14 protein-coding genes are annotated in these 22,169 nt (G+C 66.1%); 6 read left to right on the top strand and 8 right to left on the bottom strand.

What is annotated here, in order from left to right; all coding sequences use genetic code 11:
* Positions 1–136 precede the first annotated feature (136 nt).
* Positions 137–2,254, top strand: a complete 2,118-nt coding sequence (locus ACVJ6E_RS00610) for a potassium/proton antiporter (protein WP_120268242.1) — start codon at positions 137–139, stop codon at positions 2,252–2,254.
* A 117-nt stretch (positions 2,255–2,371) separates the two neighbouring features.
* On the top strand, positions 2,372–2,698 hold the full coding sequence (locus tag ACVJ6E_RS00615) for a hypothetical protein (protein WP_147421841.1): 327 nt from the start codon (positions 2,372–2,374) through the stop codon (positions 2,696–2,698).
* A gap of 18 nt (positions 2,699–2,716) precedes the next feature.
* Here ACVJ6E_RS00615 and ACVJ6E_RS00620 read toward each other — a convergent pair whose 3' ends face one another.
* From ACVJ6E_RS00620 to ACVJ6E_RS00630, 3 genes are all read right to left on the bottom strand, one after another.
* Positions 2,717–3,724, bottom strand: coding sequence for a ChaN family lipoprotein (locus tag ACVJ6E_RS00620; RefSeq protein ID WP_158592659.1), 1,008 nt, complete (start codon positions 3,722–3,724; stop codon positions 2,717–2,719).
* A gap of 113 nt (positions 3,725–3,837) precedes the next feature.
* On the bottom strand, positions 3,838–5,031 hold the full coding sequence (locus tag ACVJ6E_RS00625; protein ID WP_120268245.1) for an acetyl-CoA C-acyltransferase family protein: 1,194 nt from the start codon (positions 5,029–5,031) through the stop codon (positions 3,838–3,840).
* Positions 5,032–5,401: 370 nt separating this feature from the next.
* On the bottom strand, positions 5,402–6,901 hold the full coding sequence (locus tag ACVJ6E_RS00630) for a CoA-acylating methylmalonate-semialdehyde dehydrogenase (protein WP_120268246.1): 1,500 nt from the start codon (positions 6,899–6,901) through the stop codon (positions 5,402–5,404).
* Between the two features lie 203 nt (positions 6,902–7,104).
* Here ACVJ6E_RS00630 and ACVJ6E_RS00635 point away from each other — a divergent pair, with 203 nt between their 5' ends.
* The gene (locus tag ACVJ6E_RS00635) at positions 7,105–7,986 is read left to right on the top strand and encodes a LysR family transcriptional regulator (RefSeq protein ID WP_067222336.1); all 882 of its coding nucleotides are present in this window, start codon (positions 7,105–7,107) and stop codon (positions 7,984–7,986) included.
* 7 nt (positions 7,987–7,993) lie between these two features.
* On the opposite strand, the gene ACVJ6E_RS00640 is transcribed toward ACVJ6E_RS00635, so the two are convergent.
* On the bottom strand, positions 7,994–8,854 hold the full coding sequence (locus ACVJ6E_RS00640; protein WP_120268247.1) for a DMT family transporter: 861 nt from the start codon (positions 8,852–8,854) through the stop codon (positions 7,994–7,996).
* 121 nt (positions 8,855–8,975) lie between these two features.
* Between ACVJ6E_RS00640 and ACVJ6E_RS00645 the strand changes: the two genes are divergently transcribed.
* Positions 8,976–10,394: an aminotransferase-like domain-containing protein gene (locus tag ACVJ6E_RS00645; protein ID WP_120268248.1), complete on the top strand. Its 1,419-nt coding sequence runs from the start codon at positions 8,976–8,978 to the stop codon at positions 10,392–10,394.
* On the opposite strand, the gene ACVJ6E_RS00650 is transcribed toward ACVJ6E_RS00645, so the two are convergent.
* Positions 10,395–11,522 carry a Gfo/Idh/MocA family protein gene (locus ACVJ6E_RS00650; protein WP_120268249.1) on the bottom strand — a complete coding sequence of 376 codons (1,128 nt, stop codon included), beginning with the start codon at positions 11,520–11,522 and terminating at the stop codon, positions 10,395–10,397. It abuts the gene before it with no gap.
* Between the two features lie 166 nt (positions 11,523–11,688).
* Here ACVJ6E_RS00650 and iolG point away from each other — a divergent pair, with 166 nt between their 5' ends.
* Positions 11,689–12,687 carry an inositol 2-dehydrogenase gene (gene iolG, locus ACVJ6E_RS00655; protein ID WP_067222328.1) on the top strand — a complete coding sequence of 333 codons (999 nt, stop codon included), beginning with the start codon at positions 11,689–11,691 and terminating at the stop codon, positions 12,685–12,687.
* 152 nt (positions 12,688–12,839) lie between these two features.
* The gene (locus tag ACVJ6E_RS00660; RefSeq protein WP_120268250.1) at positions 12,840–13,127 is read left to right on the top strand and encodes a GIY-YIG nuclease family protein; all 288 of its coding nucleotides are present in this window, start codon (positions 12,840–12,842) and stop codon (positions 13,125–13,127) included.
* An 876-nt stretch (positions 13,128–14,003) separates the two neighbouring features.
* Here ACVJ6E_RS00660 and ileS read toward each other — a convergent pair.
* From ileS to ACVJ6E_RS00675, 3 genes are all read right to left on the bottom strand, one after another.
* Entirely contained in the window at positions 14,004–17,141 is a 3,138-nt protein-coding gene (gene ileS, locus ACVJ6E_RS00665; protein WP_120268251.1) for an isoleucine--tRNA ligase, read from the bottom strand.
* A 141-nt stretch (positions 17,142–17,282) separates the two neighbouring features.
* Entirely contained in the window at positions 17,283–18,608 is a 1,326-nt protein-coding gene (locus ACVJ6E_RS00670; protein WP_120268252.1) for a nucleotide sugar dehydrogenase, read from the bottom strand.
* A gap of 145 nt (positions 18,609–18,753) precedes the next feature.
* On the bottom strand, positions 18,754–21,972 hold the full coding sequence (locus tag ACVJ6E_RS00675) for a beta strand repeat-containing protein (protein WP_491676380.1): 3,219 nt from the start codon (positions 21,970–21,972) through the stop codon (positions 18,754–18,756).
* Positions 21,973–22,169: the final 197 nt, after the last annotated feature.

Genomic DNA, 22,169 nt, shown 5'->3' on the forward strand with positions numbered 1-22,169 from the left:
TGGCACCGCCATTTTTTTAACTCATATCAATACAATACCGGTGGTACGCCCCGCTTCGGGCGCGATTTGCCGATAACCGAGAGGTCGTCACGGTCCAGACACGGCGCGATCGCACGCGCCCGGAGAATGCCCGCCGATGTTCGAGACGCTCAACCTGCTGATCCTGATCGCCGCCGGGCTCGTCGCCCTTTCGGTGTTCACATCGCTGGTGAGCTTCCGTATCGGCGCCCCGTTGCTGCTGGTGTTCCTCGTGGTCGGCCTTGCCGCCGGCGAGGACGGACCGGGCGGCATCGCCTTCTCCGACACCCGGGCCGCCTATTTCATCGGTTCCATCGCCCTCACCTTCATCCTGTTCGACAGTGGATTCCGCACCCGGCTGGCGACGTTCCGCCTGGCCGCAGCGCCCGCCGTGGCGCTGGCGACCCTGGGCGTGGTGCTGACGGCGGGCGTCGTCGGCGCGGCGGCACACTACCTGTTCGGCTGGGCCTGGACCGACGGGCTGCTGCTCGGCGCCATCGTCGGCTCGACCGACGCGGCCGCGGTGTTCTTCCTGCTGCGGGTCGGCGGGGTGAACCTGCGCGAGATGATCTCCGCGACGCTGGAAGTCGAATCCGGCTCGAACGACCCCATGGCCATCTTCCTGACGGTGACGCTGATCGGCATGATCACCGCCGGCTCGATGGAAGCGGACGCCGCGGCCGGCGCCGAGATGATCCTGGAATTCGTCCGGCAGATGGGCCTCGGCCTGCTGGCGGGCCTGGCCGGCGGCTATGCCATCGTCCAGATCGTCAATCGCATCAAGCTCGAGGCCGCGCTCTATCCCATCCTGGTGCTGGCGCTTGCGCTGGTCTTGATGACCGTGACCACCCTGGTCGGCGGCAGCGGCTTCCTGGCGGTCTATGTCGCCGGCATCCTGTGCGGCAATGTCCGCATGCGCCAGCAGCCTTCGCTCAAGAAGTTCCAGGGCGGCACGACCTGGCTCAGCCAGATCGGCATGTTCGTCACGCTCGGCCTGCTGGCGGCGCCCTCGCAGTTCGGCGACGTGGCGGTGCAGGGCTTCGGCCTTGCCGCCGTGCTGATCTTCCTCGCCCGCCCCTTTGCGGTCTGGCTCTGCCTGATGCCCTTCGGCTTTTCCCGCAGCGAGATCGCCTTCGTGTCCTGGGTCGGCCTGCGCGGAGCCGTGTCGATCCTGCTCGCCATCCTGCCGTTGATTTCCGGCCTGCCGAATGCGCAGGAGATCTTCAACGTCACGTTCCTCATCGTGCTGACCTCGCTGGTGCTGCAGGGCTGGACGATCCGCCCGATGGCACGCTGGCTGAAGCTGACCGTGCCGGCGCGCATGGGGCCGGTCGACCGTATCGAGCTGGAGCTGCCCGGCGGACAGGACCTGGAACTGGTCGGCTACACCGTTCATCCGGCAAGCCCGGTCGCCCGGGGCGAGCGGATTCCCCGCTGGGCGCGGCCGGTGCTGATCCTGCGCGAGGGCCGCAACATCCGCCTGCAGAAGGCCGGCAAGCCGCAGCCCGGCGATCGGCTCTACATCCTCGCCAGCCCGCGCCAGGTTCCGGTGCTCGACACGCTGTTCGCCGCCGCGACGCAGGAAGAGAACGACCCGGCGCTGTTCGGCGACTTCGACCTCGACCCGGAGACCCGGCTGGCGGAACTGGGCGCGCTCTACGGCTTCCACGTCAACAAGGGCGATGCGGACCTGACCTTGCGCGCCTTCATGATGCGCGAGCTCGGCGACGACGTGGAGCCGACCGACCGCGTCGCCTATGGCGACATCGACCTGGTGGTGCGCGCGATCGATGACGACCACGTCATCACCGCCGTCGGCCTTGCCGTCGAGCATGTCGAGCCGGCGGAACCGACCCTGCCCTTCTTCTTCTCGCGCGAGGACATCTACAAGGTCGCCCGCCGGATCGCCGGACGCATCCGCCGCAACCGGGCGCGGGCCAAGGTGCTGGCACGGCGCAAGAGCGCCTATGACCGGCCGGAGGCGGCGGAGGCCCCGTCTGCGGCGGTGGCTGCAGCCGCCGCGCAGGACGCGCGCCCGGCGTCCGGTGCGCCGCAGACGGACACCGCCGGTTCCCCGGCGCCGAGGCCGCCCGCTCCGCCGCGCGCGGCAACGAAGGACGACGCCCAGGACGACGACGAGGACGACGCCCCGGCCGCACGCAAGGACGAGGACCCGGACGACGAGACCGGCGAGACGCCGCGTCTTGCCGCCGCCGGCAGCGACCCGTCGCGCTGATCCCGCCGCCGCCTGACGGCGGGCGAAAAACATGACATGAGGGGAAGACCTCGTGGCGATGCTCGCCTATGGTGCGGCCGTCACAGTGTCTTTCATTTCATGTCATGGAAGTTCAGCATGCACCGATTGACTACGCTTGCCCTTGTTTTTGCCTCGGCCTCTCTGGTTGCCGCCTGCGGCGGAGCAAAAGCCCCCAAGGAATTGATGGCTTACGCAAATTGCGTCGAGCAGGCCAATGTGCCGAAGCCGTACCGCGTCTCCCAAAACTCGGTCATCACGTCTTCGAACTACAAGGTGACGTTCGAGGAATTCTCGGTACAGGGGCAGGAGTTGACGCCCGACCAGGCCGTGCAGATCCGGCAGTGCTACGATCTGGCCCTGCTGGGTCCGGGCGCCGTGGCGGCGCCGGCATCCCAGCCGCAACCGGCCGCCCCGGCCCCCTGAGCCGTTCGCCTGCGGCCCTTACTTCTTGCCGCCGAACCGCTCTTTCAGTCCCTCGCAAGGATCCCCGCGATCCTTGCGGGGCGTGAACCAGAGATAGTCGTAAGGGGGCGGAAGGTCCGCGGTTCCGTCCGCATAGAGCGAGGGCTCGTTCTCGCCTTCCCTCACCTCGACGAAGCCGACGGCAACGGCCTCCGCGTCCGGCGCCCGCCATTCGAGATAGCGCGGCACGCCGAGATCCTTGCGGACATGGCCACTGCCTGCGATCAGGACAGCCCCTTCATCGCCCGCTGAAATCATCGCATCGGCAAGCCTTGCATCCCGCAGGCGCTGTACGGCGACGAGCGGCGTCAGCGCCTCGCGCGGCATCATCCCGCAATGACCGTCGAACAGGGTGTCGAGCATGACACCGTCCGCCGCCTCGCCCAAGGGCTCGGAAAGCCGCAGCGCCGTCACCTCGTCCGCGCCGAGCGCCGCCATGCCCTCGGCCGCGATCCTGCGGCGCTCGCCGCGCGGCGTATCGCCGGCAACGACCGGCAAGCCCTGCGCGACCGCGACCTCGATCACCGGCCGGTAGATCGCATAATCCGGCCAGCCGCTCTCCGCCCAGCGAAGTGCCTCGCCGAAACCCTCCGCCGTGCCCTTGCCCTCGACGAGATAGGCATCGACATCGCCCTGCCGGTCGCGGGGCAGCATCTCCAGCACCACGGCGGGCTTGCGCGCGCCTTCGCCGGTCGCCGCCGCCAACAGCCGCGCCTGCAGCGCGTGATGGTCCGGGTTGTCGTGGATCTCGCCGAGCAGCACGAAGCGCGCGCGGGCCACCGCCGTTTCCACCTCGGCCGGCGGCACGAAGGCGGACCTTGCGACGGACCAGACACGCCCGGCAAGCGGATGGTCCGCGCCGTCCGACAGAGAGAACCCGCCGGAGGGAGCCCCGTCAGGAAAAGCGGCTTGAGAGAGCGCGGAAGGAACGCCCGCGAGCGGGACGAGCACAAGGGCGGCGGCAAGCCGCAGGGCCGACAGGGTCATGTCCTTGGATTCCATGATCGGGCAACGCAACGCCCCACCCGTCCTATCCGCGGCGGGCAGCGACCGACAGGCAGATGGGGCCTTTTCAACAAAGGAAAAGGCCCCGCGCCCGATCAGTCGACGTTCAGGTTCTCGATGGCCAGCGCAATGCCCTGGCCGCCGCCGATGCACATGGTGACCAGGCCGTAGCGGCCGCCGGTGCGCTCCAGCTCGTAGAGCGCCTTGACCGTGATGATGCAGCCGGTGGCGCCGACCGGATGGCCGAGCGCGATGGCCCCGCCATTGGGGTTGACCCGGTCGGAGGGGAAGCCGAGCTCGCGCATGACCGCACAGGCCTGCGCCGCGAAGGCCTCGTTCGATTCGATGAGGTCGAAATCGGCGGCCGTGAGGCCGGTCTTTTCGAACAGCTTCTGCACCGCCGGGACCGGGCCGATGCCCATCACGTCCGGCTCGACGCCGGCATGGGCGTAGCCGACCAGCCGGGCCATCGGCTTCAGCCCGCGCGCTTCCGCCAGCGCCCGGTCGGCCAGCACCACCGCTGCCGCACCGTCATTGATGCCGGACGAGTTGCCGGCGGTCACCGAGCCGTCCTTGCGGAAGACCGGACGCAGGCTGCTGAGCGTCGAGGGCGAGGTGTCGGCCCGCACATGCTCGTCGGTGTCGAAGGTGACGGCGGTGCGCCCGGCCTGCACCTCGATCGGCAGGATCTGCTCCTTGAAGCGCCCGTCCCGGATGGCGAGCCCCGCCCGGTGCTGGCTCTCCACCGCGAGCGAATCCTGCGCCTCACGGCTGATGTTGTAGCGGGCGGCGACATTCTCCGCCGTGATGCCCATATGGCCGCCGCCGAACGGATCGTTCAGCGCGCCGAGCATCATGTCGTGCATCACCGCGTCGCCCATCTTCACGCCGAAGCGGGCGCCGGGGCTGGAGAACGGGGCACGGCTCATGGATTCGGCGCCGCCCGCGAGCGCGTAGTCGGCATCGCCGAGCAGGATCGACTGCGCCGCCGAGACGATGGCTTGCGCGCCCGAACCGCAAAGCCGGTTCAGCGTCAGCGCCGGGGTTTCCACCGGAATGCCGGCATCCACCGCCGCAACCCGCGCCAGATACATGTCGCGCGGCTCGGTGTTGATGACATGGCCGAAGACGACATGGCCGATTTCTTGGGGTTCGACGCCCGAGCGGCGCACAGCTTCGGCAGCGACCTTGGCGCCGAGCTCGGTCGGCGGCACGGATTTCAAGGCACCGCCGAACGACCCGATGGCCGTACGCACCCCCGACAGGAACACCACTTCACGCTTCGACATAAATCTACTCGCTTCCGTATTGCCCGACCTGTGAATTTTCCGTCCAGTCGCCGACGACGAGGAGAGTGCCTCCCGACCCCGCTGCCAGCCCAGTTTGCCCCTGGGCGACAGGTAAACAAGCCACGGCATATTTAGCAAGGCGGACGTGTCGCCGAAGGCCGGGCGGACAGGTGGATCAGGAAGCGTTTTCAAGCTCCCGCGCCATGCCAGCCGGCTCCCCTCCTCGCGCAAGGAAAAACCCGCCCCGGCCAGGCCGAAGCGGGTTTCGCAATATTTCCGGGTGGCGGTCGTGGCGCGGACTGGCGCCCGCGTGCACTCGCGATCGTGCCACCGGCACGATCGGTCCGGCCCCGAAGGGCCGGACCAAGGCTCACTTCATGGTCGGAATGACGAACTCGGCGCCGTCCTTCAAGCCCGACGGCCAGCGCGAGGTCACCGTCTTGGTCCGCGTGTAGAAGCGGAACGCATCCGGGCCGTGCTGGTTGAGATCGCCGAAGCCGGACTTCTTCCAGCCGCCGAACGTGTGGTAGGCGAGCGGCACCGGGATCGGCACGTTGATGCCGACCATGCCGATGTTGATGCGGCTGGCGAAGTCGCGGGCCGTGTCGCCATCGCGGGTGAAGATCGCGGTGCCGTTGCCGTATTCGTGGCTCATCGGCAGCTCGAGCGCCTCGTCATAGTCCTTGGCGCGCACGACGGAGAGCACCGGGCCGAAGATCTCTTCCTTGTAGATCGACATGTCCTTGGTGACGTTGTCGAACAGGCAGCCGCCCATGAAGTAGCCGTTCTCGTAGCCCTGCATGGTGAAGTTGCGGCCGTCGACTGCGAGCGTCGCGCCTTCCTTCACGCCCTGGTCGACCAGGCCCTTGACGCGAGCCAGCGCCTGGGCGGTGACGAGCGGGCCGAAGTCGACATCGTTGCCGGCGGTGTAAGGCCCGATCTTCAGCGCTTCGACGCGCGGGATCAGGCGCTTCATCAGCGCGTTGGCGGCTTCCTCGCCGACCGGGACGGCAACCGAGATCGCCATGCAGCGCTCGCCGGCAGCACCATAGCCGGCGCCGATCAGCGCATCGGCCGCCTGGTCCATGTCGGCATCCGGCATGATGATCATGTGGTTCTTGGCGCCGCCGAAGCACTGCGCGCGCTTGCCGTTGGCGGTGGCACGCGAATAGACGTAGGCCGCGATGGAGGTGGAGCCGACGAAGCCGACCGCCATGATGTCCGGATCGTCCAGGACGCCGTCGACCGCTTCCTTGTCGCCGTTGACGACGTTGAGGACGCCGGCCGGCAGGCCCGCCTCGATCATCAGCTCGGCCAGCATCATCGGCACGGACGGGTCACGCTCCGACGGCTTCAGGATGAAGGAGTTGCCGGCGGCAATCGCCGGGCAGAACTTCCACATCGGGATCATCGCCGGGAAGTTGAACGGCGTGATGCCGGCAACGACGCCCAGCGGCTGGCGCATGGAGTACATGTCGATGCCGGGGCCGGCACCTTCCGTGAACTCGCCCTTCAGCAGGTGCGGCGCGCCGATGCAGAACTCGGCAACCTCGAGACCGCGGATGATGTCGCCCTTGGCGTCCGGAATGGTCTTGCCGTGCTCGCGCGACAGCGCCTCGGCGAGCTTGTCCATGTCGCGATGCAGCAGGTCGACGAACTTCATCAGCACGCGGGCGCGCTTCTGCGGGTTCTGGGCGGCCCATGCCGGCTGGGCGGCTGCGGCGTTCTCGACCGCGGCGCGCAGCTCTGCCTGCGAGGCGAGCGCCACCTTGGCCTGAACCTCACCGGTGGCCGGGTTGTAGACGTCGGCAAACCGGCCCGAGGTGCCCTCGACATGCTTGCCGCCGATGAAATGTCCGATTGTCTTCATGGGTCGTTCTCTCCCTTGTGGCGCAGCCCGCACGATGGAGCGCGCAGCTTCTCGCGGCCAGATGCCACGTCCGAGGCTGACACTGTCATGCCTTCGTTTTTTGTTGCGCACAATAGGCGGAAAGCCGCATCCGTTGTGCGAAATTTATAGCCATGCTAGCGCTGATCCTCAGTTGCCCCCTTAAGGCCTGCCGGAGAACGCGCATGAACTGGGACGATACACGCATTTTCCTCGCCGTGGCGCGCAGCGGACAGTTGCTGGCCGCCGCAAGGGCACTCGGCGTCAATCATGCGACCGTGGCGCGCCGCCTCAGCGCGCTGGAGGAGGATCTCGGCGTGAAGCTGGTCGACCGGCGCACCACCGGTTCGGCGCTGACGACGGCGGGCGAACGGTTCCTCGCCACCGCCGAGCGGATCGAGGCGGAGATGCTGGAGGCCCGCGCCGAGATCGGCGATGCGGATGTCGCGGTCTCCGGCACGGTGCGGATCGGCGCGCCCGACGGTTTCGGCGTCGCCTTCCTCGCCCCGCGCCTCGGCACCTTGACCGAGCGCCACCCGGCCCTGACGCTGCAGCTCGTCCCCGTTCCCCGTGCGGTCTCCCTGTCGCGGCGCGAGGCGGACATCGCCATCACCGTGGAGCGGCCGGACCATGGCCGGCTGGTGGCGCGCAAGCTGGTCGACTACACGCTCGGCCTCTACGCCTCGCGCGCCTATCTCGCCCGCGCCGGCACGCCGAAAACCGCTGCGGAACTCAAGTCGCACGCGCTGGTCGGCTATGTGGAGGATCTCGTCTATTCCGGCGCGCTCGCCTATGCCGAGGAGATCGACCGCGCCTTCCAGCCGCGCTTCGAGATCGCCTCCGCGCTCGGCCAGACCGAGGCGGTGCGCGCCGGCGCCGGCATCGGCATCCTGCATGCCTTCATCGCCCGCAGCGACCCCGACCTGGTGCAGGTGCTGCCCGAGCGCACGATCTCGCGCGGCTACTGGCTGGTGCTGCATGAGAGCGTCCGCGACCTTGGGCGCGTGCGCGTGGTCGCGGATTTCATCTCCGAGGCGGTGGCGAGCGAACGCGGGATCTTCTCCTGAGCGCACCTCAGGCGAAGCGGCGCGCGCCCACGACACAGGCCACCACGAAGACGGTGACGGCGATCATCGACGGGGCGACCGGCTCGGCGAGCAGCAGGCCGGCCAGCAGCAGGCCGAAGAAGGGCTGCAGCAATTGCAGCTGGCCGACGCCGGCAATGCCGCCGAGCGCAAGGCCGCGATACCAGAAGAAGAAGCCGACCAGCATCGAGAAGACCGAGACATAGGCAAGGCCGGCCCAGGCGGGCATGGCGATGCCGGCAAGCGTCTGCGGGTGGACCAGCAGAGCCAGCGCGACCATCGGCGGCAGGGAGAAGACCAGCGCCCAGCAGATCACCTGCCAGCCGCCGAGACGACGCGCCAGCCGCGCGCCTTCCGCATAGGCGAAGCCGCAGACGAGGATCGCCGCAAGCATCAGGAGGTCGCCGACCAGCGAGATCCCGCCGTTGCCCTGCACAGCGAAGAGGGCGACGGCCAGCGCGCCGGCGCCGGAAAACGCCCAGAACAGCGGACGCGGCCGCTCGCCGCCGCGCAACACGCCGAAGATCGCCGTCGACAGCGGCAACAACCCGATGAAGACGATGGAATGGGCCGCCGTGACGTGCTCCAGCGCCATCGCGGTGAGCAGCGGAAAGCCGACGACGACGCCGAGCGCGACCAGCACCAGCGGCACCACGTCGTTCGCCGCCGGGCGCTTCTGGCGCAGCACGAGAAGGATCGCGCCGGCCATCAGCGCCGCCAGCACCGCGCGCGCCGAGGTGAGAAACAGCGGGCTGAACCCGCCGACCGCGACGCGGGTCGCCGGCAGCGAGCCGCTGAAGATCAGAACGCCGAGGAGACCGTTGCCCCAGGCGGCGAGAGGTGAGTGCATGCCACTGTTTCTGTCCATCATCCGCAAGGTGTGGCGCAGGAGCGCTGGCTAAGACAGGTACAGACCAGTACAATCGATCAAAACTGTACTGATGCAATCGACCATACAGATGGGCAACAGGATGACCCGGAGCACCCGCACGCAAACCGTGATGGCCGCGATCCGCAGGCGGATCGAGACGCGGACGCTGACGCCGGGCGAGCGCCTTCCCTCGATCCGCGGGCTCGCCGCCTCCATGCAGGTCTCGCCCTCCACCGTTGTGGAGGCCTACGACCGGCTGGCCGCCGACGGGCTGATCGCGGCCCGGCGCGGTTCCGGCTTCTTCGTGCTGGACACGCCCCAGCCCTTGCAGATCGCGGCAAGCGGGCCTCGGCTCGACCGGGCCATCGACCCGTTCTGGATCTCGCGGCAGGCGCTGGATGCGGATCCCGCCCTGCCCAAACCCGGCTGCGGCTGGCTGCCGGCCGACTGGATGCCGACCGATGCTCTCCGGCGGGCCCTGCGCGCCCTGTCGCGGGTGGAGGCGGAAACGCTCACCGACTACGGCAGCGCGCAAGGCCAGGGCGAGCTGCGCCGCCTGATCGCTCGCGATCTTGCCGAGCAGGGGCTGGACGTGCCGCCCGACCGCATCCTGCTGGCCGGTTCGGGGACGCAGGCGATGGACCTGATCTGCCGGCTGCTGCTGCGCCCCGGCGACACGGTGCTGGTCGACGACCCCTGCTATTTCAACTTCCAGGCCCTGCTGCGGGCGCATCAGGTGCGGATCGTCGGTGTTCCCTATACCCCGCAGGGGCCGGATACGGAGCGGTTCGCGCAGGTGCTGGCGAGCGCGCGGCCGCGCCTCTACCTCACCAACTCCGCCCTGCACAATCCGACCGGCGCGACCATCTCGGCTCCCGTGGCGCATCGCCTGCTGGTCCTTGCCGCCCAGCACGATCTCACCATCATCGAGGACGACATCTTCGCCGCCTTCGAGCCGGAGCCCTCCCCCCGCCTTGCCGCGCTCGACGGGCTGGAGCGGGTGATCCGCATCGGCAGCTTCTCGAAGACGCTGTCGGCCTCGGCCCGCTGCGGCTACATCGCCGCCCGGCCCGACTGGATCTCCGCGCTGATCGACCTGCAGGTGGCGACGAATTTCGGCGGGCCGAGCCCGATGGCGGCGGAGCTGCTGCGCGTCGTGCTGGCCGACGGCGGCTATCGCAAGCATGTCGCCGCCCTGCAGGGACGTCTTGCGCGGGCGCGGCGGCAGGCAACGTCACGCCTTGCCGCGCTCGGCATCACGCCGTGGCTGGAGCCGCGCGGCGGCTTCTACCTGTGGTGCCGGCTGCCGGAGGGGCTGGATGCGGCCGATGTCGCCCGTGCCGCGCTGAAGCGGGGCATCGTGCTGGCGCCGGGCAACGCCTTCAGCGCGGCGCAGACGCAGACCGGATTCATGCGCTTCAACGTCAGCCAGATGGGCGGGCCGGAGGTCGATGCGGTGCTGACCGAAGCGCTGACCGAGGCCCGCGAGATCGCCGAGCGCCGCTCGCAGGCGAGCTGATCAGCCGACCTCTTCCCAGCCGCCGCTGGCAAAGGACCGGGCAGCGGCATGCACCGTGCGCTCGATCTCGATCCCCTCCTCGAAGGTGATCAGGCTCGCCGGTTCGCCCCGAATGAGGCGGATCAACTCGCGGCATTCGATCACCTTGAGATCGTTGAAGCCGAGACCGTGGCCCGGCGCCGGCACGAAGCTGCCATAGGGCGGGTGCGCAGGTCCCGTGAGAATGCGGGTAAAGCCCTGGCGGGCGGGATCGCCGGTCGCGCTGTACAGCTCGATCTCGTTCATCCGCTCCTGGTCGTAGAGGATCGAGCCCTTCGAGCCGAAGACCTGCAGCGCGATGCGGCCCTTGCGCCCCCAGGCCGACCGGTTGACCAGCAGGCTCGCCTGCAGCCCACCGGAAAAGCGCAGCAGGACATTGGCCATGTCGTGGGTTTCCACGGCGCGGCGCCCGCCCTCGGCCAGCGGCCGGGTGGCATAGGGCTTCGCCATGTCGCAGAACACCCGCTCCGCCTTGCCGAACAGCCGGTGCGCCAGCGACAGCGGGTGCACGGCGAAATCGTCGAGCGCGCCGTAGCCGGAACTCGCCTCGCTCTTCCAATAGAAGGCCTGCTCCGGGTCGGCCATGAAGTCCTCGTCCATCTCGGCGCGGAACTGGATGGGCTCGCCGATGGCACCATCCGCGATCATGCGGGCGATCTCGCGAAAGGCCGGGTTCTGGATGTAGTTGTAGCCGAGCGCCGCGATGCGCCCGCTGCTGCGCGCCGCCGCCAGCATCCCTTGCGCATCGGCAAGGGCCGGCGCCATCGGCTTTTCGCACCACACATGCTTGCCGGCCTGCAGCGCGGCAATCGCCATCTCCGGATGAAACGCGTTCGGCGTCGTGATCGACACCACATCGACGCCCGCGTCGTTCACCAGCGCCCGCCAGTCGGAAGTGGCACGGGCAAAGCCGAAGGCCGAGGCCCGCTGGCGGGCCAGATCCTCGTTGACCTCCGCCAGCATTTCGAGCCTTGGACGCGCCACATCGCCGAAGACGGCGCGCACCGCATTCCAGGCCAGCGCGTGGCACTTGCCCATGTAGCCGGTGCCGATCAGGCCGACACCGAGGGACCCGTCCGGGCTGGTCATGGCGCTGTCTCCTTGCGACAGTGTCCGGCACGCGATACCCGGCCGAAACCGGTGCGTAACGTCCGGAAACGGCCCGCATGCCGGTGCATGCGATCTTGCGTGGATGAAACGCAAATTCTATGATTGCGTCAATATGGAATAAACGTTCCTCGAAAGGATCAAGACCTTGCTGTCTGTAGCTGTCATCGGTGCGGGCCGGATCGGCCAGATCCACGCCGCCAATCTGGCCGCGCGTGCGGCGGAGACCAACGACGTCCGGCTGGCCGGCATCTGCGATGCGGTGGAAGTGGCCGCCGCAACCCTTGCAACGCGCCTCGGCGCGCCGGTGATCTCGCTCGACGAGGCGCTGGAGGGCAAGGGATCGAACGCGGTGCTGATCGCCTCGCCGACCGACACCCACTCGGATTTCATCGAGCGCGCCGCCAAAGCCGGCAAGGCGATCTTCTGCGAAAAGCCCGTCGACATGTCGGCGCAGCGCATCGAGGGCGTGCTTGAGGTGGTCGAGGCGGCCGGCGTGCCGCTGTTCATCGGCTTCAACCGCCGCTTCGACCCGAATTTCGCCTCCTTGCGCGCGCGCATCGCGGAAGGGCGGATCGGCGAGGTCGAGCTGGTGACGATCCTGTCGCGCGATCCCTCCCCGCCCCCGGTCTCCTATATCGAGCGCTCGGGCGGCCTCTTCCGCGACATGATGATCCACGACTTCGACATGGCGCGCTTCCTGCTCGGCGACGAGCCGGTGGAGGTGCACGCGGTCGGCTCCGCCCTCGTCGACCCTGAGATCGGCAAGGCGGGCGATGTCGACACCGCCGCGGTGCTGCTGAAGACCGCGCGCGGCAAGATCTGCCAGATCTCCAACTCGCGCCGCGCCACCTACGGCTACGACCAGCGGGTGGAGGTGCACGGCTCGCTCGGCCTGCTGCGCGCCGGCAACCAGCACGAGACGACGGTGGAACTGGCGACCGCCTCGGGCTTCACCGCCGACCCGGTCCAGAACTTCTTCCTGGAGCGCTACGCCCAGGCCTACCGGCTGCAGCTCGCCGCCTTCATCGACTGCGCGCGCGGCACCACCCTGCCCTCACCGAGCGGCCATGACGGACTGATGGCGCAGCGGCTCGCCGACGCGGCAACGCTCTCCGCCCAGAGCGGCCAGCCGGTCCGGCTGTAAGGGGGCTGGTGTCGGCTCCCTCTCGGAGGTCATCCCGGCCGAAGGCGAAGCCGGAGAGCCGGGACCCATTGGCACCCTCAGCAGGTGTGGTGCGCTCCAGCCTCCACGGTTCACCGCTTGCAATTTCTGCAACCTGCCACAACCATCGCGGGATGGCATACTTCGTCTACATTCTCGCCAGCCGACACCATGGCACGCTGTATGTCGGGGTGACCAACGACCTTGCCCGGAGGGTCTTCGAGCATCGCGAAGGGCAAGGCGAGGGTTTCACTCGCCGACATGGCGTCGGCCGCCTCGTCTATTACGAGGAACATTCGTCCGTGAACGAGGCAATCGCGCAGGAAAAGCGCCTGAAACGCTGGAAGCGGGAGTGGAAGATCCAGGCGATCGACGCGTTCAATTCTGAGTGGGACGACCTCTACGAACAGCTCAACAGGTAGACTTGGCGGAACGCATTTCCGGCAGCCTTCCCGTCCGCAGGGAACGGCCCCGCCTCCCTCTCAGAGGTCATCCCGGCCGTAGGCGAAGCCGGAGAGCCGGGACCCATTGGCCCCCTCAGCGTCGTTGCTCGTGCGGTCCTGCGAAGTGTCCTAGGAGGGACGGCGCGGCGCGCGCCGCCGCCGCTCTGGCAGCCAATAGGCCCCGGGTCTCGCTGCGCTTGCCCGGGGTGACGGCCGAGAGGATGTAAGGGCGTGCCACTTTCTCACGCCGTCATCCCGGCGAGACCGGAGGCCCACGACGCCGCCCCGCCCCTCAGCCGTCATCCCGGCCGTAGGCGAAGCCGGAGAGCCGGGACCCATTGGCACCCTCAGCGGATGCTCCTGCGCTCCAACCTCTCCGGCGTCATCCCGCACGAAGCGTAAGCGAAGATGCGGGATCGGAGAGCCGAGGGCCTGTGAGGTGCGCTCCGGAACCATGCCACGACCGCCGTGGCTCTCCGGTCCCGGGTCGCGGCTTCGCCTTGCCCGGGAAGACGCGGGGGAGGTTTGCGCAAGGGGGAAGCGATGCGGGCAGGTTCATCGCCCGATCATTCAAGTCGTCCGGCCTGTAGACGCCGCTGTCTCGATTTCAGCGGATTTCGAGAGCGATTTTTGCAAAATCCGTCTCGAAATTCGGGAGAACAATCCAACAAAAATAACAAAACAATTTCAAATACTTAAAATCAAACACTCAAACGGCAGCGCGAAATTTCGAGAAAGCTCTCTCAATCTCGCCTTGCCGTCTATCCCCGCATTCGCAGACTGCCGCCGGACCGCGACAGGCGTTGGTCCGCGGGGCACTTGTCCCCGCGGGCCTTGTCAGTGCAATCCCCGCGATCAGGCCTCGGCCTTGACGAGCTCGATGGCGATCTCGCTGCCGCCGACCTCGTGCGTGGCGCGGTAGGCGCCATCCAGCGCGCCGCCGATGGTCAGCTCCAGCGCCAGCGTGTCCTGGGCGATGCGGGAGCGGTGCTCCTCCACCGCCTGGACCAGCGTCTCCGGCAGCACCAGATTGAGGCGGATGCGGTCGGTCACCTGCAGCCCGCCATCCTTGCGGGTCTGCTGGATGAGGCGGACCACGTCGCGGGCATAACCTTCGCGCTCCAGCTCGGGATAGATCCGCGTGTCCATCACCACCACGCCGCGGCTGGCATCGAAGAGACCGGTGTCCGACCCTTCCGGTGCCATGACGCGCATGGTGTAGTCTTCGGGCGGCAGCTCGACGCCGGCCAGCTCGACGATGCCGTCGGGCCGCAGCGTCCATTTGCCAGTCTTGGAGGCGGTCATCACCTCCTTCATCTTCTGTCCCAGGCGCTTGCCGATCTGCGGCTTGACCACCAGGCTGTGCTCGCCGACCGACAGAGGATCGGCCTCCAGCACCAGTTCCTTGACGTTCACCTCGTCGGCGATCAGCTGCGAATACGGGCGCAGATCCTCGATGTCCGCATGGGCGACAGTCAGCGTCTTCAGCGGCAGGCGGGCGCGCAAGCGCTTGGCCTCGCGCAGCGACATCACCGAGTTGCAGACGTCGCGGATGAGGTCCATGCGGCGCACTAGATCCGGATCGCTCGGCATCTTGCCCGCCTCCGGCCAGTCGGCCAGATGCACGGACAGCTCGCCCGTCAGGCCCTTGTAGATGCGCTCGGTGACGAACGGCATCATCGGGGCCAGCACGCGCATCAGGTGCGTCAGCACCGTGTAGAGCGTGTCCAGCGCGTCGCGCTTGTCGTCGTCGAGCTCCTCGCCCCAGAAGCGCGAGCGCGAACGGCGGATGTACCAGTTGTTGAGCGCGTCGATATAGCCCGGCACATGCGAATAGGCGGACGGGATGTCGTAGGCGTCGAGCGAGCCCTCGATCTGCTCGATCAGCTCGCGGGTCTTGGCCAGGATATAGCGGTCCAGCAGGCCCTTCTGGTCGAAGCGGACCTGCGCCTTGTACTGGTCGGCATTGGCGTAGAGCGTGAAGAAGTAATAGGCGCTCCAGATCGGGATGATCGCCTGGCGCAGCGCCTGGGCGATACCGCGACCGTCCTTGGCCACCGCCAGGTCGCCGCCGACCAGCAGCGGCGAGGACAGCATGTACCAGCGCAGCGCATCGGCGCCGTAGGTGTTGAAGACGCCGATCGGGTCCGGATAGTTCTGCAGCCGCTTGGAGAGCTTCTGCTTGTTCTCGTCCAGCACCACGCCGTGGCAGACCGCATTGCGGAACGGCGCGCGGTCGAAGATCGCCGTCGACAGGACCATCAGCGTGTAGAACCAGCCGCGGGTTTGGGCGACATATTCGACGATGAAGTCGGCCGGGAAGTTCCGCTCGAAATGCTCCTTGTTCTCGAACGGATAGTGCTGCTGGGCGAAGGGCATCGAGCCGGAATCGAACCACACGTCGAGCACTTCCGGCACGCGGCGCATCATCGCCTTGCCGGTCGGATCGTCCGGGTTCGGGCGGACCAGCTCGTCGATCATCGGACGGTGCAGGTTGTCCACCTTCACGCCGAAGTCGCGCTCCAGCTCCTCCAGCGAGCCGTAGACGTCCATGCGCGGATGGTTCGGGTCATCGCTCACCCAGACCGGGATCGGGCAGCCCCAGAAGCGGTTGCGCGAGATGTTCCAGTCGCGGGCGTTTTCCAGCCACTTGCCGAACTGGCCGTCGCGCACGTGCGAGGGGATCCAGTCGATCTGCTGGTTGAGCTCGACCATCCGGTCCTTGAACTGCGAGACGGCGACATACCAGGCATCGATCGCCTTGTAGATCAGCGGCGTGTCGGTGCGCCAGCAGTGGGGATAATCGTGCAGATAGGTCTCGTGGCGATAGACGGTGTCGCCCCGCGCCTTGAGGTCGCGGATGATGTCCTTGTTCGCCTCGATGACGTTCTGGCCGACATAGTCGGCGACCTCGGCGGTGAACTTGCCCGCCTCGTCCACCGGCACCACAAGGGGGATGCCGCGGTCGCGGGCCAGCTCGAAGTCGTCCTCGCCGAAGCCCGGCGCGATGTGCACGCAGCCCGTGCCGTCGCCGGCCTCGACGAAGGCAGCGGCAAGCACGGCGAAGGCGTTCTCGGTGCCCTTGAAATAGGGGAAAAGCGGCTCGTAGGCGGTGCCGGCCAGCTCCGCGCCCGTCAGCGCGCCGACCTTCTGCCACTCGCCGAACTCGCGCTCGTAGCGCTCCAGCGCCGCTTCGGCGAGGATCACCCGCACGCCGTCCTTTTCCAGGATCGCGTAGTCGAGATCCGGCGAAACGGCCAGCGCAAGGTTGGACGGCAGGGTCCAGGGCGTCGTCGTCCAGGCGAGCAGGCGCGTCGGCACGGCGGCGAAGCGCTCGCCCTGCAGAAGGAAGCCGACGGTCAGCGCCGGGTCCTGGCGCTCGCGATAGGAGTTGTCGAGGCGCGTCTCGAAGTTCGACAGCGGCGTCTGCACGGCCCAGGAATAGGGCACGACGCGGTAGCCGCGATAGACCAGCCCCTTGTCCCAGAGCTGCTTGAAGCCCCAGATCACGCTCTCCATGAAGGAGAGGTTCATCGTCTTGTAGTCGTTCTCGAAGTCGACCCAGCGGCCCTGGCGCTCGACATAGTAGCGCCACTCGTTGGTGAAGCGCATGACCGAGACCGAGCAGTGCTCGTTGAACTTGCCGATGCCGTATTCGAGGATCTCGTTGCGGCCCGAGATGCCGAGCTCCTTCTCCGACGTCAGCTCCGCCGGCAGGCCGTGGCAGTCCCAGCCGAAGCGGCGCTCGACGCAGTCGCCGCGCATGGTGCGGTAGCGCGGGATCAGGTCCTTGACGAAGCCGGTGGCCAGGTGCCCGTAATGCGGCAAGCCGTTGGCGAAGGGAGGGCCGTCGTAGAAGATGTACTCACCCGCCCCGTCCTGGTTGCGGCGGTTCTCCACCGAAGCTTCGAAAATCCGGTTTTCCTGCCAGAACTTGAGGATGTCTTCCTCGAGCTTGGGAAAATTGGGATTCGGATCGATGGCTTCGTACATCACAGATGTCCCGTTCTGATTTGGTTGCCGGGTCAAGACGGCCCGCAGCCCGCAAGATGTCGTTGCGTGGGTTAGCCGACCGGCAGGAAAAATACAATCGTCACGGCCGGCATGTCCGCCATGCCGGCCTTTGGCACAGGGTCAGGCGCGCGTCACTTTCGGCTCGCTCGCCGGATAGCGGCCGCGGGTGTCGATCACCAGCTTCGCCTTGTCGAGGATCATCGCGTAGTCGAAGGCATCGTGATCGGTGGCGATGACAATGGCGTCCTGGCTGGCGATGGTCTCGGCATCCGCCTCCACGGCGGCAAACGCGTGGCCGCTTTCCAGCACCAGCTGCGGCACGAAGGGGTCGGCATAGGAGAGCTCCCCTCCCCGCGCGACGATCCGCTCCATCACCATCAGGCTCGGCGACTCGCGAATGTCGTCGATGTTCTTCTTGAAGGCGGCTCCGAGCACCAGCACCTTCGCGCCGTTGAGCGCCTTGCGGTGGCCGTTGAGCGCGTCCATCAGCTTCTCGACGATGAAGTCCGGCATGTAGCGGTTGATCTCGCCGGCCAGCTCGATGAAGCGGGTGTGCAGGCCGTATTCGCGCGCCTTCCAGGTCAGGTAGAACGGGTCGACCGGGATGCAGTGACCGCCGACGCCGGGTCCGGGATAGAAGGCGGTGAAGCCGAAGGGCTTGGTGGCGGCGGCGCGGATAACCTCGAAGATGTCGATGCCCATGCGGTCGGCCAGCGTCTTCATCTCGTTGACGAGGCCGATATTGACCGCCCGGTGGATGTTCTCCAGCAGCTTGGTCATCTCGGCGACGCGGGTCGAGGACACCGGCACCAGCTGGTCGACGGCGGAGCCGTAGAGCGCTTCGGCCGCGGCAAGGCAGGCGGGGGTGACGCCGCTCACCACCTTGGGGATCTCGCGGATGCCGAAGCTGGCATTGCCCGGATCCTCGCGCTCGGGCGAGTAGACGACGAAGAGGTCCTGGCCCACCACCAGGTCCTCGCGCGCCATCGCCGGCAGCATGTCGTCTTCGGTGGTGCCGGGATAAGTGGTCGATTCCAGCGCGACCACCTGGCCGGAGCGCAGGTAGGGGCGGATGGCACGGGCGGCATCGAGAATGTAGCCGATATCCGGATCGTGGAAGCGGCCGAGCGGCGTCGGCACGCAGATGATCAGCGCGTCGCAGTCAGCCGCGCGCGCGAAGTCCGTCGTCGCTTCGAAGGGGCCGGCGAACCGCACCTCCTCGCGCCGATTGCCGACATAGCGGGGAAAACCGCGATCCGCGTTGAGCCGTGCGATCTTCGCCGGATCCACGTCGAAGCCGACGATGGGGTGGCCGATCTGCGAAAAGCGCAAGGCAAGCGGCAGGCCGACATAGCCGAGACCGATGACGCCGATGACGGCGGAGCGGTCGGCAAGGCGGGCGCGCAAGCTGGCAAGGGCATCGGAGTGGGCAGTGTCCGCGGCCATGATCGGATCTCTGGTAGGGTTCGATGAAAGAGAAACGGCATGCGGTGGATACCCGCATGCCGTTTCGTGTCGCACAGGCGTCGCAGCGCGGCAAGTCCCGGCGGCGAAGAGTTCTCCCCCGCCGGGCGCTCGCCCTATCCTCCGGTCACACGAAGCTGAAATCGCTCTCCGAAATCAGCGTGTGGTCGAAGTTCTGCAGCACGATGGTGTTGGTGCCGAAGGTCAGGTGCGTGTCCGCCCCCACATCCGTCACCGTCACCTGCGAGAAGTTGTTCACACCCAAACCGACGCGGATCGTGTCGATTCCGTCCTCGAAGTCGGTGATCGTGTCGGTATCGCCGGCAGACAGGAACACGAACGTGTCGGCCCCCGCACCGCCGGTCAGAAAATCGTTGCCGGCACTGCCATCAATCCAGTTGTTTCCGGAGTTGCCCTGAATTGCATTCGCCCGCGCATTGCCGACGCCGGAAAGGTTCCCTGTGCCAATCAATGTCAGGTGTTCGACATGCTGACCATGCTGCCACAGCGCGAAATTCACAGAACTAACAACCGTATCGACGCCTTGGCCCGCAGTCTCCACAATCGTGTCACCGACGTTGTCCACGTGATACGTGTCGTTGCCGGCACCGCCGATCATCGTGTCCGCTCCAACGCCACCATTCAGCACGTTGTTGCCAGAGTTACCCGTGATCACGTTGTTCAGCGCGTTGCCGACCGCATTCAGGTTTCCGCCGCCCAGAAGCGTCAGGTTCTCGATATGCTGGCTCTGGGCCCAAAGCTCGAAGCTCACATAGCTCTGAACCGTGTCCGTGCCGTTGCCCGCCGTCTCCACGACCACATCGCCGACATTATCGACAACATACGTGTCGTTGCCGGCACCGCCGATCATCGTATCCGCTCCAACGCCGCCATTCAGCACGTTGTTGCCCGAGTTGCCCGTGATCACGTTGTTCAGCGCGTTGCCGACCGCATTCAGGTTCCCGCCGCCCAGAAGCGTCAGGTTCTCGATATGCTGGCTCTGGGCCCAAAGCTCGAAGCTCACATAGCTCTGAACCGTGTCCGTGCCGTTGCCCGCCGTCTCAACGATCACATCGCCGACATTATCGACAACATACGTGTCATCGCCGGCACCGCCGATCATCGTATCCGCTCCAACGCCACCATTCAGCACGTTGTTGCCAGAGTTACCGGTGATCACGTTGTTCAGCGCGTTGCCGACCGCATTCAGGTTTCCACCGCCCAGAAGCGTCAGGTTCTCGATATGCTGGCTCTGGGCCCAAAGCTCGAAGCTCACATAGCTCTGAACCGTGTCCGTGCCGTTGCCCGCCGTCTCAACGATCACATCGCCGACATTGTCCACGACATAGGTGTCGTCGCCGGCGCCGCCGATCATCGTATCCGCTCCAACGCCGCCATTCAGCACGTTGTTGCCCGAGTTGCCCGTGATCACGTTGTTCAGCGCGTTGCCGACCGCATTCAGGTTCCCGCCGCCCAGAAGCGTCAGGTTCTCGATATGCTGGCTCTGGGCCCAAAGCTCGAACGAAATCGAGCTGATCACCGTGTCGACGCCCTGTCCCGCAGTCTCCACAACCGTGTCACCGACATCGTCGACATAAAAGACGTCGTTGCCCCAACCGCCAATCATGTGATCGGCGCCCAGGCCACCATCCAAGGTGTCGTTTCCGCCACCGCCGGCAAGGTTGTTGTTGCCGCTGTTGCCTTGAATGTTGTTGTTCTGGCCGTTGCCGTAGCCGTTGATGTTCCCTGTACCCTGCAGATACAGGTTCTCCAGATGCTGGCTCTGCGAACTCAGGCCGAACGTGATCGTGGAGTAGACGCTGTCCGCACCCTCGTTCTCAAGCTCGACGATCGTGTCGCCGACATTGTCGACATAATAGGTGTCGTTGCCCCAGCCACCGACCATGTGGTCGGCGCCGTCGCCGCCATCAAGCGTATCGTTGCCGCCGCCGCCATACAGCGTGTCGTCGCCCTGATTGCCGTCCAGGTTGTTGTTACCAGAGTTGCCCGCGATGATGTTCGCCTGCCAACTACCCCACGCGTTGATGTTCCCAGTCCCGATTAGATACAAGTTTTCGACGTAAGCAAACACGCTCAGCCCCAACGAGATTGAGCTATAAATCGAATCTGTACCTCCTCCATAACTCTCAAGAATGGAATCACCGATGTTATCGACATAATATGTGTCGTCGCCATCCCAACCGATCATTCCATCGGCGCCGGCACCGCCATCCAGGATGTTGTTTCCCGAATTGCCGTTAATAATATTGTTCAGATCGTTTCCGTAACCGTTGATGTTTGCGGAGCCGGCCAAAGTCAGACTTTCAACAAAATCGGTTAGTGTATAACTAATCGAACTCATCACACTATCGCGGCCACCCCGGCTCGAGTTCTCGATGACGATGTCGCCGACATTGTCCACAATATATGAGTCATTGCCGGTGCCGCCGATCATTGTATCGGCACCTTCGCCACCGTCGATGATGTTAATGCCGCCGACACCGTAAATCGTGTCGTTGCCGCCGCCCCCTTGTAGTCTGTTAAAGGACGAGGAGCCGGTAATAATATCCTCTGCGGAGGAACCGAGGACAACCTCGATGCTCGACAGCGTGTGACTGAAGGCATTGCCGTTGTAGCTTCCCGTCGCCGTGCCCGCGCCGAGATCCACGGTCACGCCGCCCATACCAACCCGGTCGAACCTCACGGAGTCCCAGCCATCCCCTCCGTTCACGGTATCGTTGCCGCCGAGCATGACAAATTGCTCATCGCCCCAGCCACCGTTGAACGTGTCGTCGCCGTTCGAGCCGACGATCACAGCAACATCTTCCAGTGTATCAGTGCCGATCCCAACGCCCGTCACAGTGCCGCTGACATTCGCGCCATTGTTACCGGTATAGACGATCCCCGACGCGACATCGGCATAGACGACGCTGACGAAACCGGCGTACTGACCGGCCGCAGGAGTACCATACCAAGCGTAGCCACCGGTGATGGTGTCATCGCCTGCACTCGACAGAATCTCGCAGGGCATCCCGAAATAACGATCGATTACGATTGCGTCATCGCCCAAACCGGGGGCGATCGTCAAACTGCTGACATCGGGATCAAAATCGCCGCTGAAGACGAACGTGTCTGAGCCGACCCCGGATATGGCAACTATGTGTTCTCCACCCGGCCCACGCTCCATGGTGGCCGCGAGTCCTTCGATGAACGCCGAGTAATCGACGTAAAGGCCGACCTCAGGAGTAAGCGTTATCGTATCGTTTCCACCAGTTCCGATATAAGTGTGACCAAGCCCGGTGATCGAGAACACATCGTTTCCGCTTCCGCCTGAATACGTCGTCATTTCAACCCCTTTAGTGAGCTTGGCAATGGCTCGAATGCCTCTAAACGGCATCGCTCGGCGCGGTTGAGTCTGGCATCAACGCCCTCCCAACTACCGAAATACTTTATCGGGGAGAAGTCTTCAGGCAGAAAATGCGTGCGCGGAGCACCGTTTTGAATAGTCAGCCCTGTTAGCTATCGCCATATAGATGCGATTGT

The sequence above is a fragment of the Stappia sp. G46H5W genome, from assembly GCF_058448995.1.

Excerpts from the sequence above, each read along its gene's own strand:
- ACVJ6E_RS00630 (WP_120268246.1), bottom strand. The coding sequence starts at position 6,901 with ATGAAGACAATCGGACATTTCATCGGCGGCAAGCATGTCGAGGGCACC.
- ACVJ6E_RS00635 (WP_067222336.1), top strand. The coding sequence starts at position 7,105 with ATGAACTGGGACGATACACGCATTTTCCTCGCCGTGGCGCGCAGCGGA.
- ACVJ6E_RS00640 (WP_120268247.1), bottom strand. The coding sequence starts at position 8,854 with ATGCACTCACCTCTCGCCGCCTGGGGCAACGGTCTCCTCGGCGTTCTG.
- ACVJ6E_RS00645 (WP_120268248.1), top strand. The coding sequence starts at position 8,976 with ATGACCCGGAGCACCCGCACGCAAACCGTGATGGCCGCGATCCGCAGG.
- ACVJ6E_RS00660 (WP_120268250.1), top strand. The coding sequence starts at position 12,840 with ATGGCATACTTCGTCTACATTCTCGCCAGCCGACACCATGGCACGCTG.
- ACVJ6E_RS00650 (WP_120268249.1), bottom strand. The coding sequence starts at position 11,522 with ATGACCAGCCCGGACGGGTCCCTCGGTGTCGGCCTGATCGGCACCGGC.
- ACVJ6E_RS00625 (WP_120268245.1), bottom strand. The coding sequence starts at position 5,031 with ATGTCGAAGCGTGAAGTGGTGTTCCTGTCGGGGGTGCGTACGGCCATC.
- ACVJ6E_RS00615 (WP_147421841.1), top strand. The coding sequence starts at position 2,372 with ATGCACCGATTGACTACGCTTGCCCTTGTTTTTGCCTCGGCCTCTCTG.
- ACVJ6E_RS00610 (WP_120268242.1), top strand. The coding sequence starts at position 137 with ATGTTCGAGACGCTCAACCTGCTGATCCTGATCGCCGCCGGGCTCGTC.
- ACVJ6E_RS00670 (WP_120268252.1), bottom strand. The coding sequence starts at position 18,608 with ATGGCCGCGGACACTGCCCACTCCGATGCCCTTGCCAGCTTGCGCGCC.
- ileS (WP_120268251.1), bottom strand. The coding sequence starts at position 17,141 with ATGTACGAAGCCATCGATCCGAATCCCAATTTTCCCAAGCTCGAGGAA.
- ACVJ6E_RS00620 (WP_158592659.1), bottom strand. The coding sequence starts at position 3,724 with ATGACCCTGTCGGCCCTGCGGCTTGCCGCCGCCCTTGTGCTCGTCCCG.
- ACVJ6E_RS00675 (WP_491676380.1), bottom strand. The coding sequence starts at position 21,972 with ATGACGACGTATTCAGGCGGAAGCGGAAACGATGTGTTCTCGATCACC.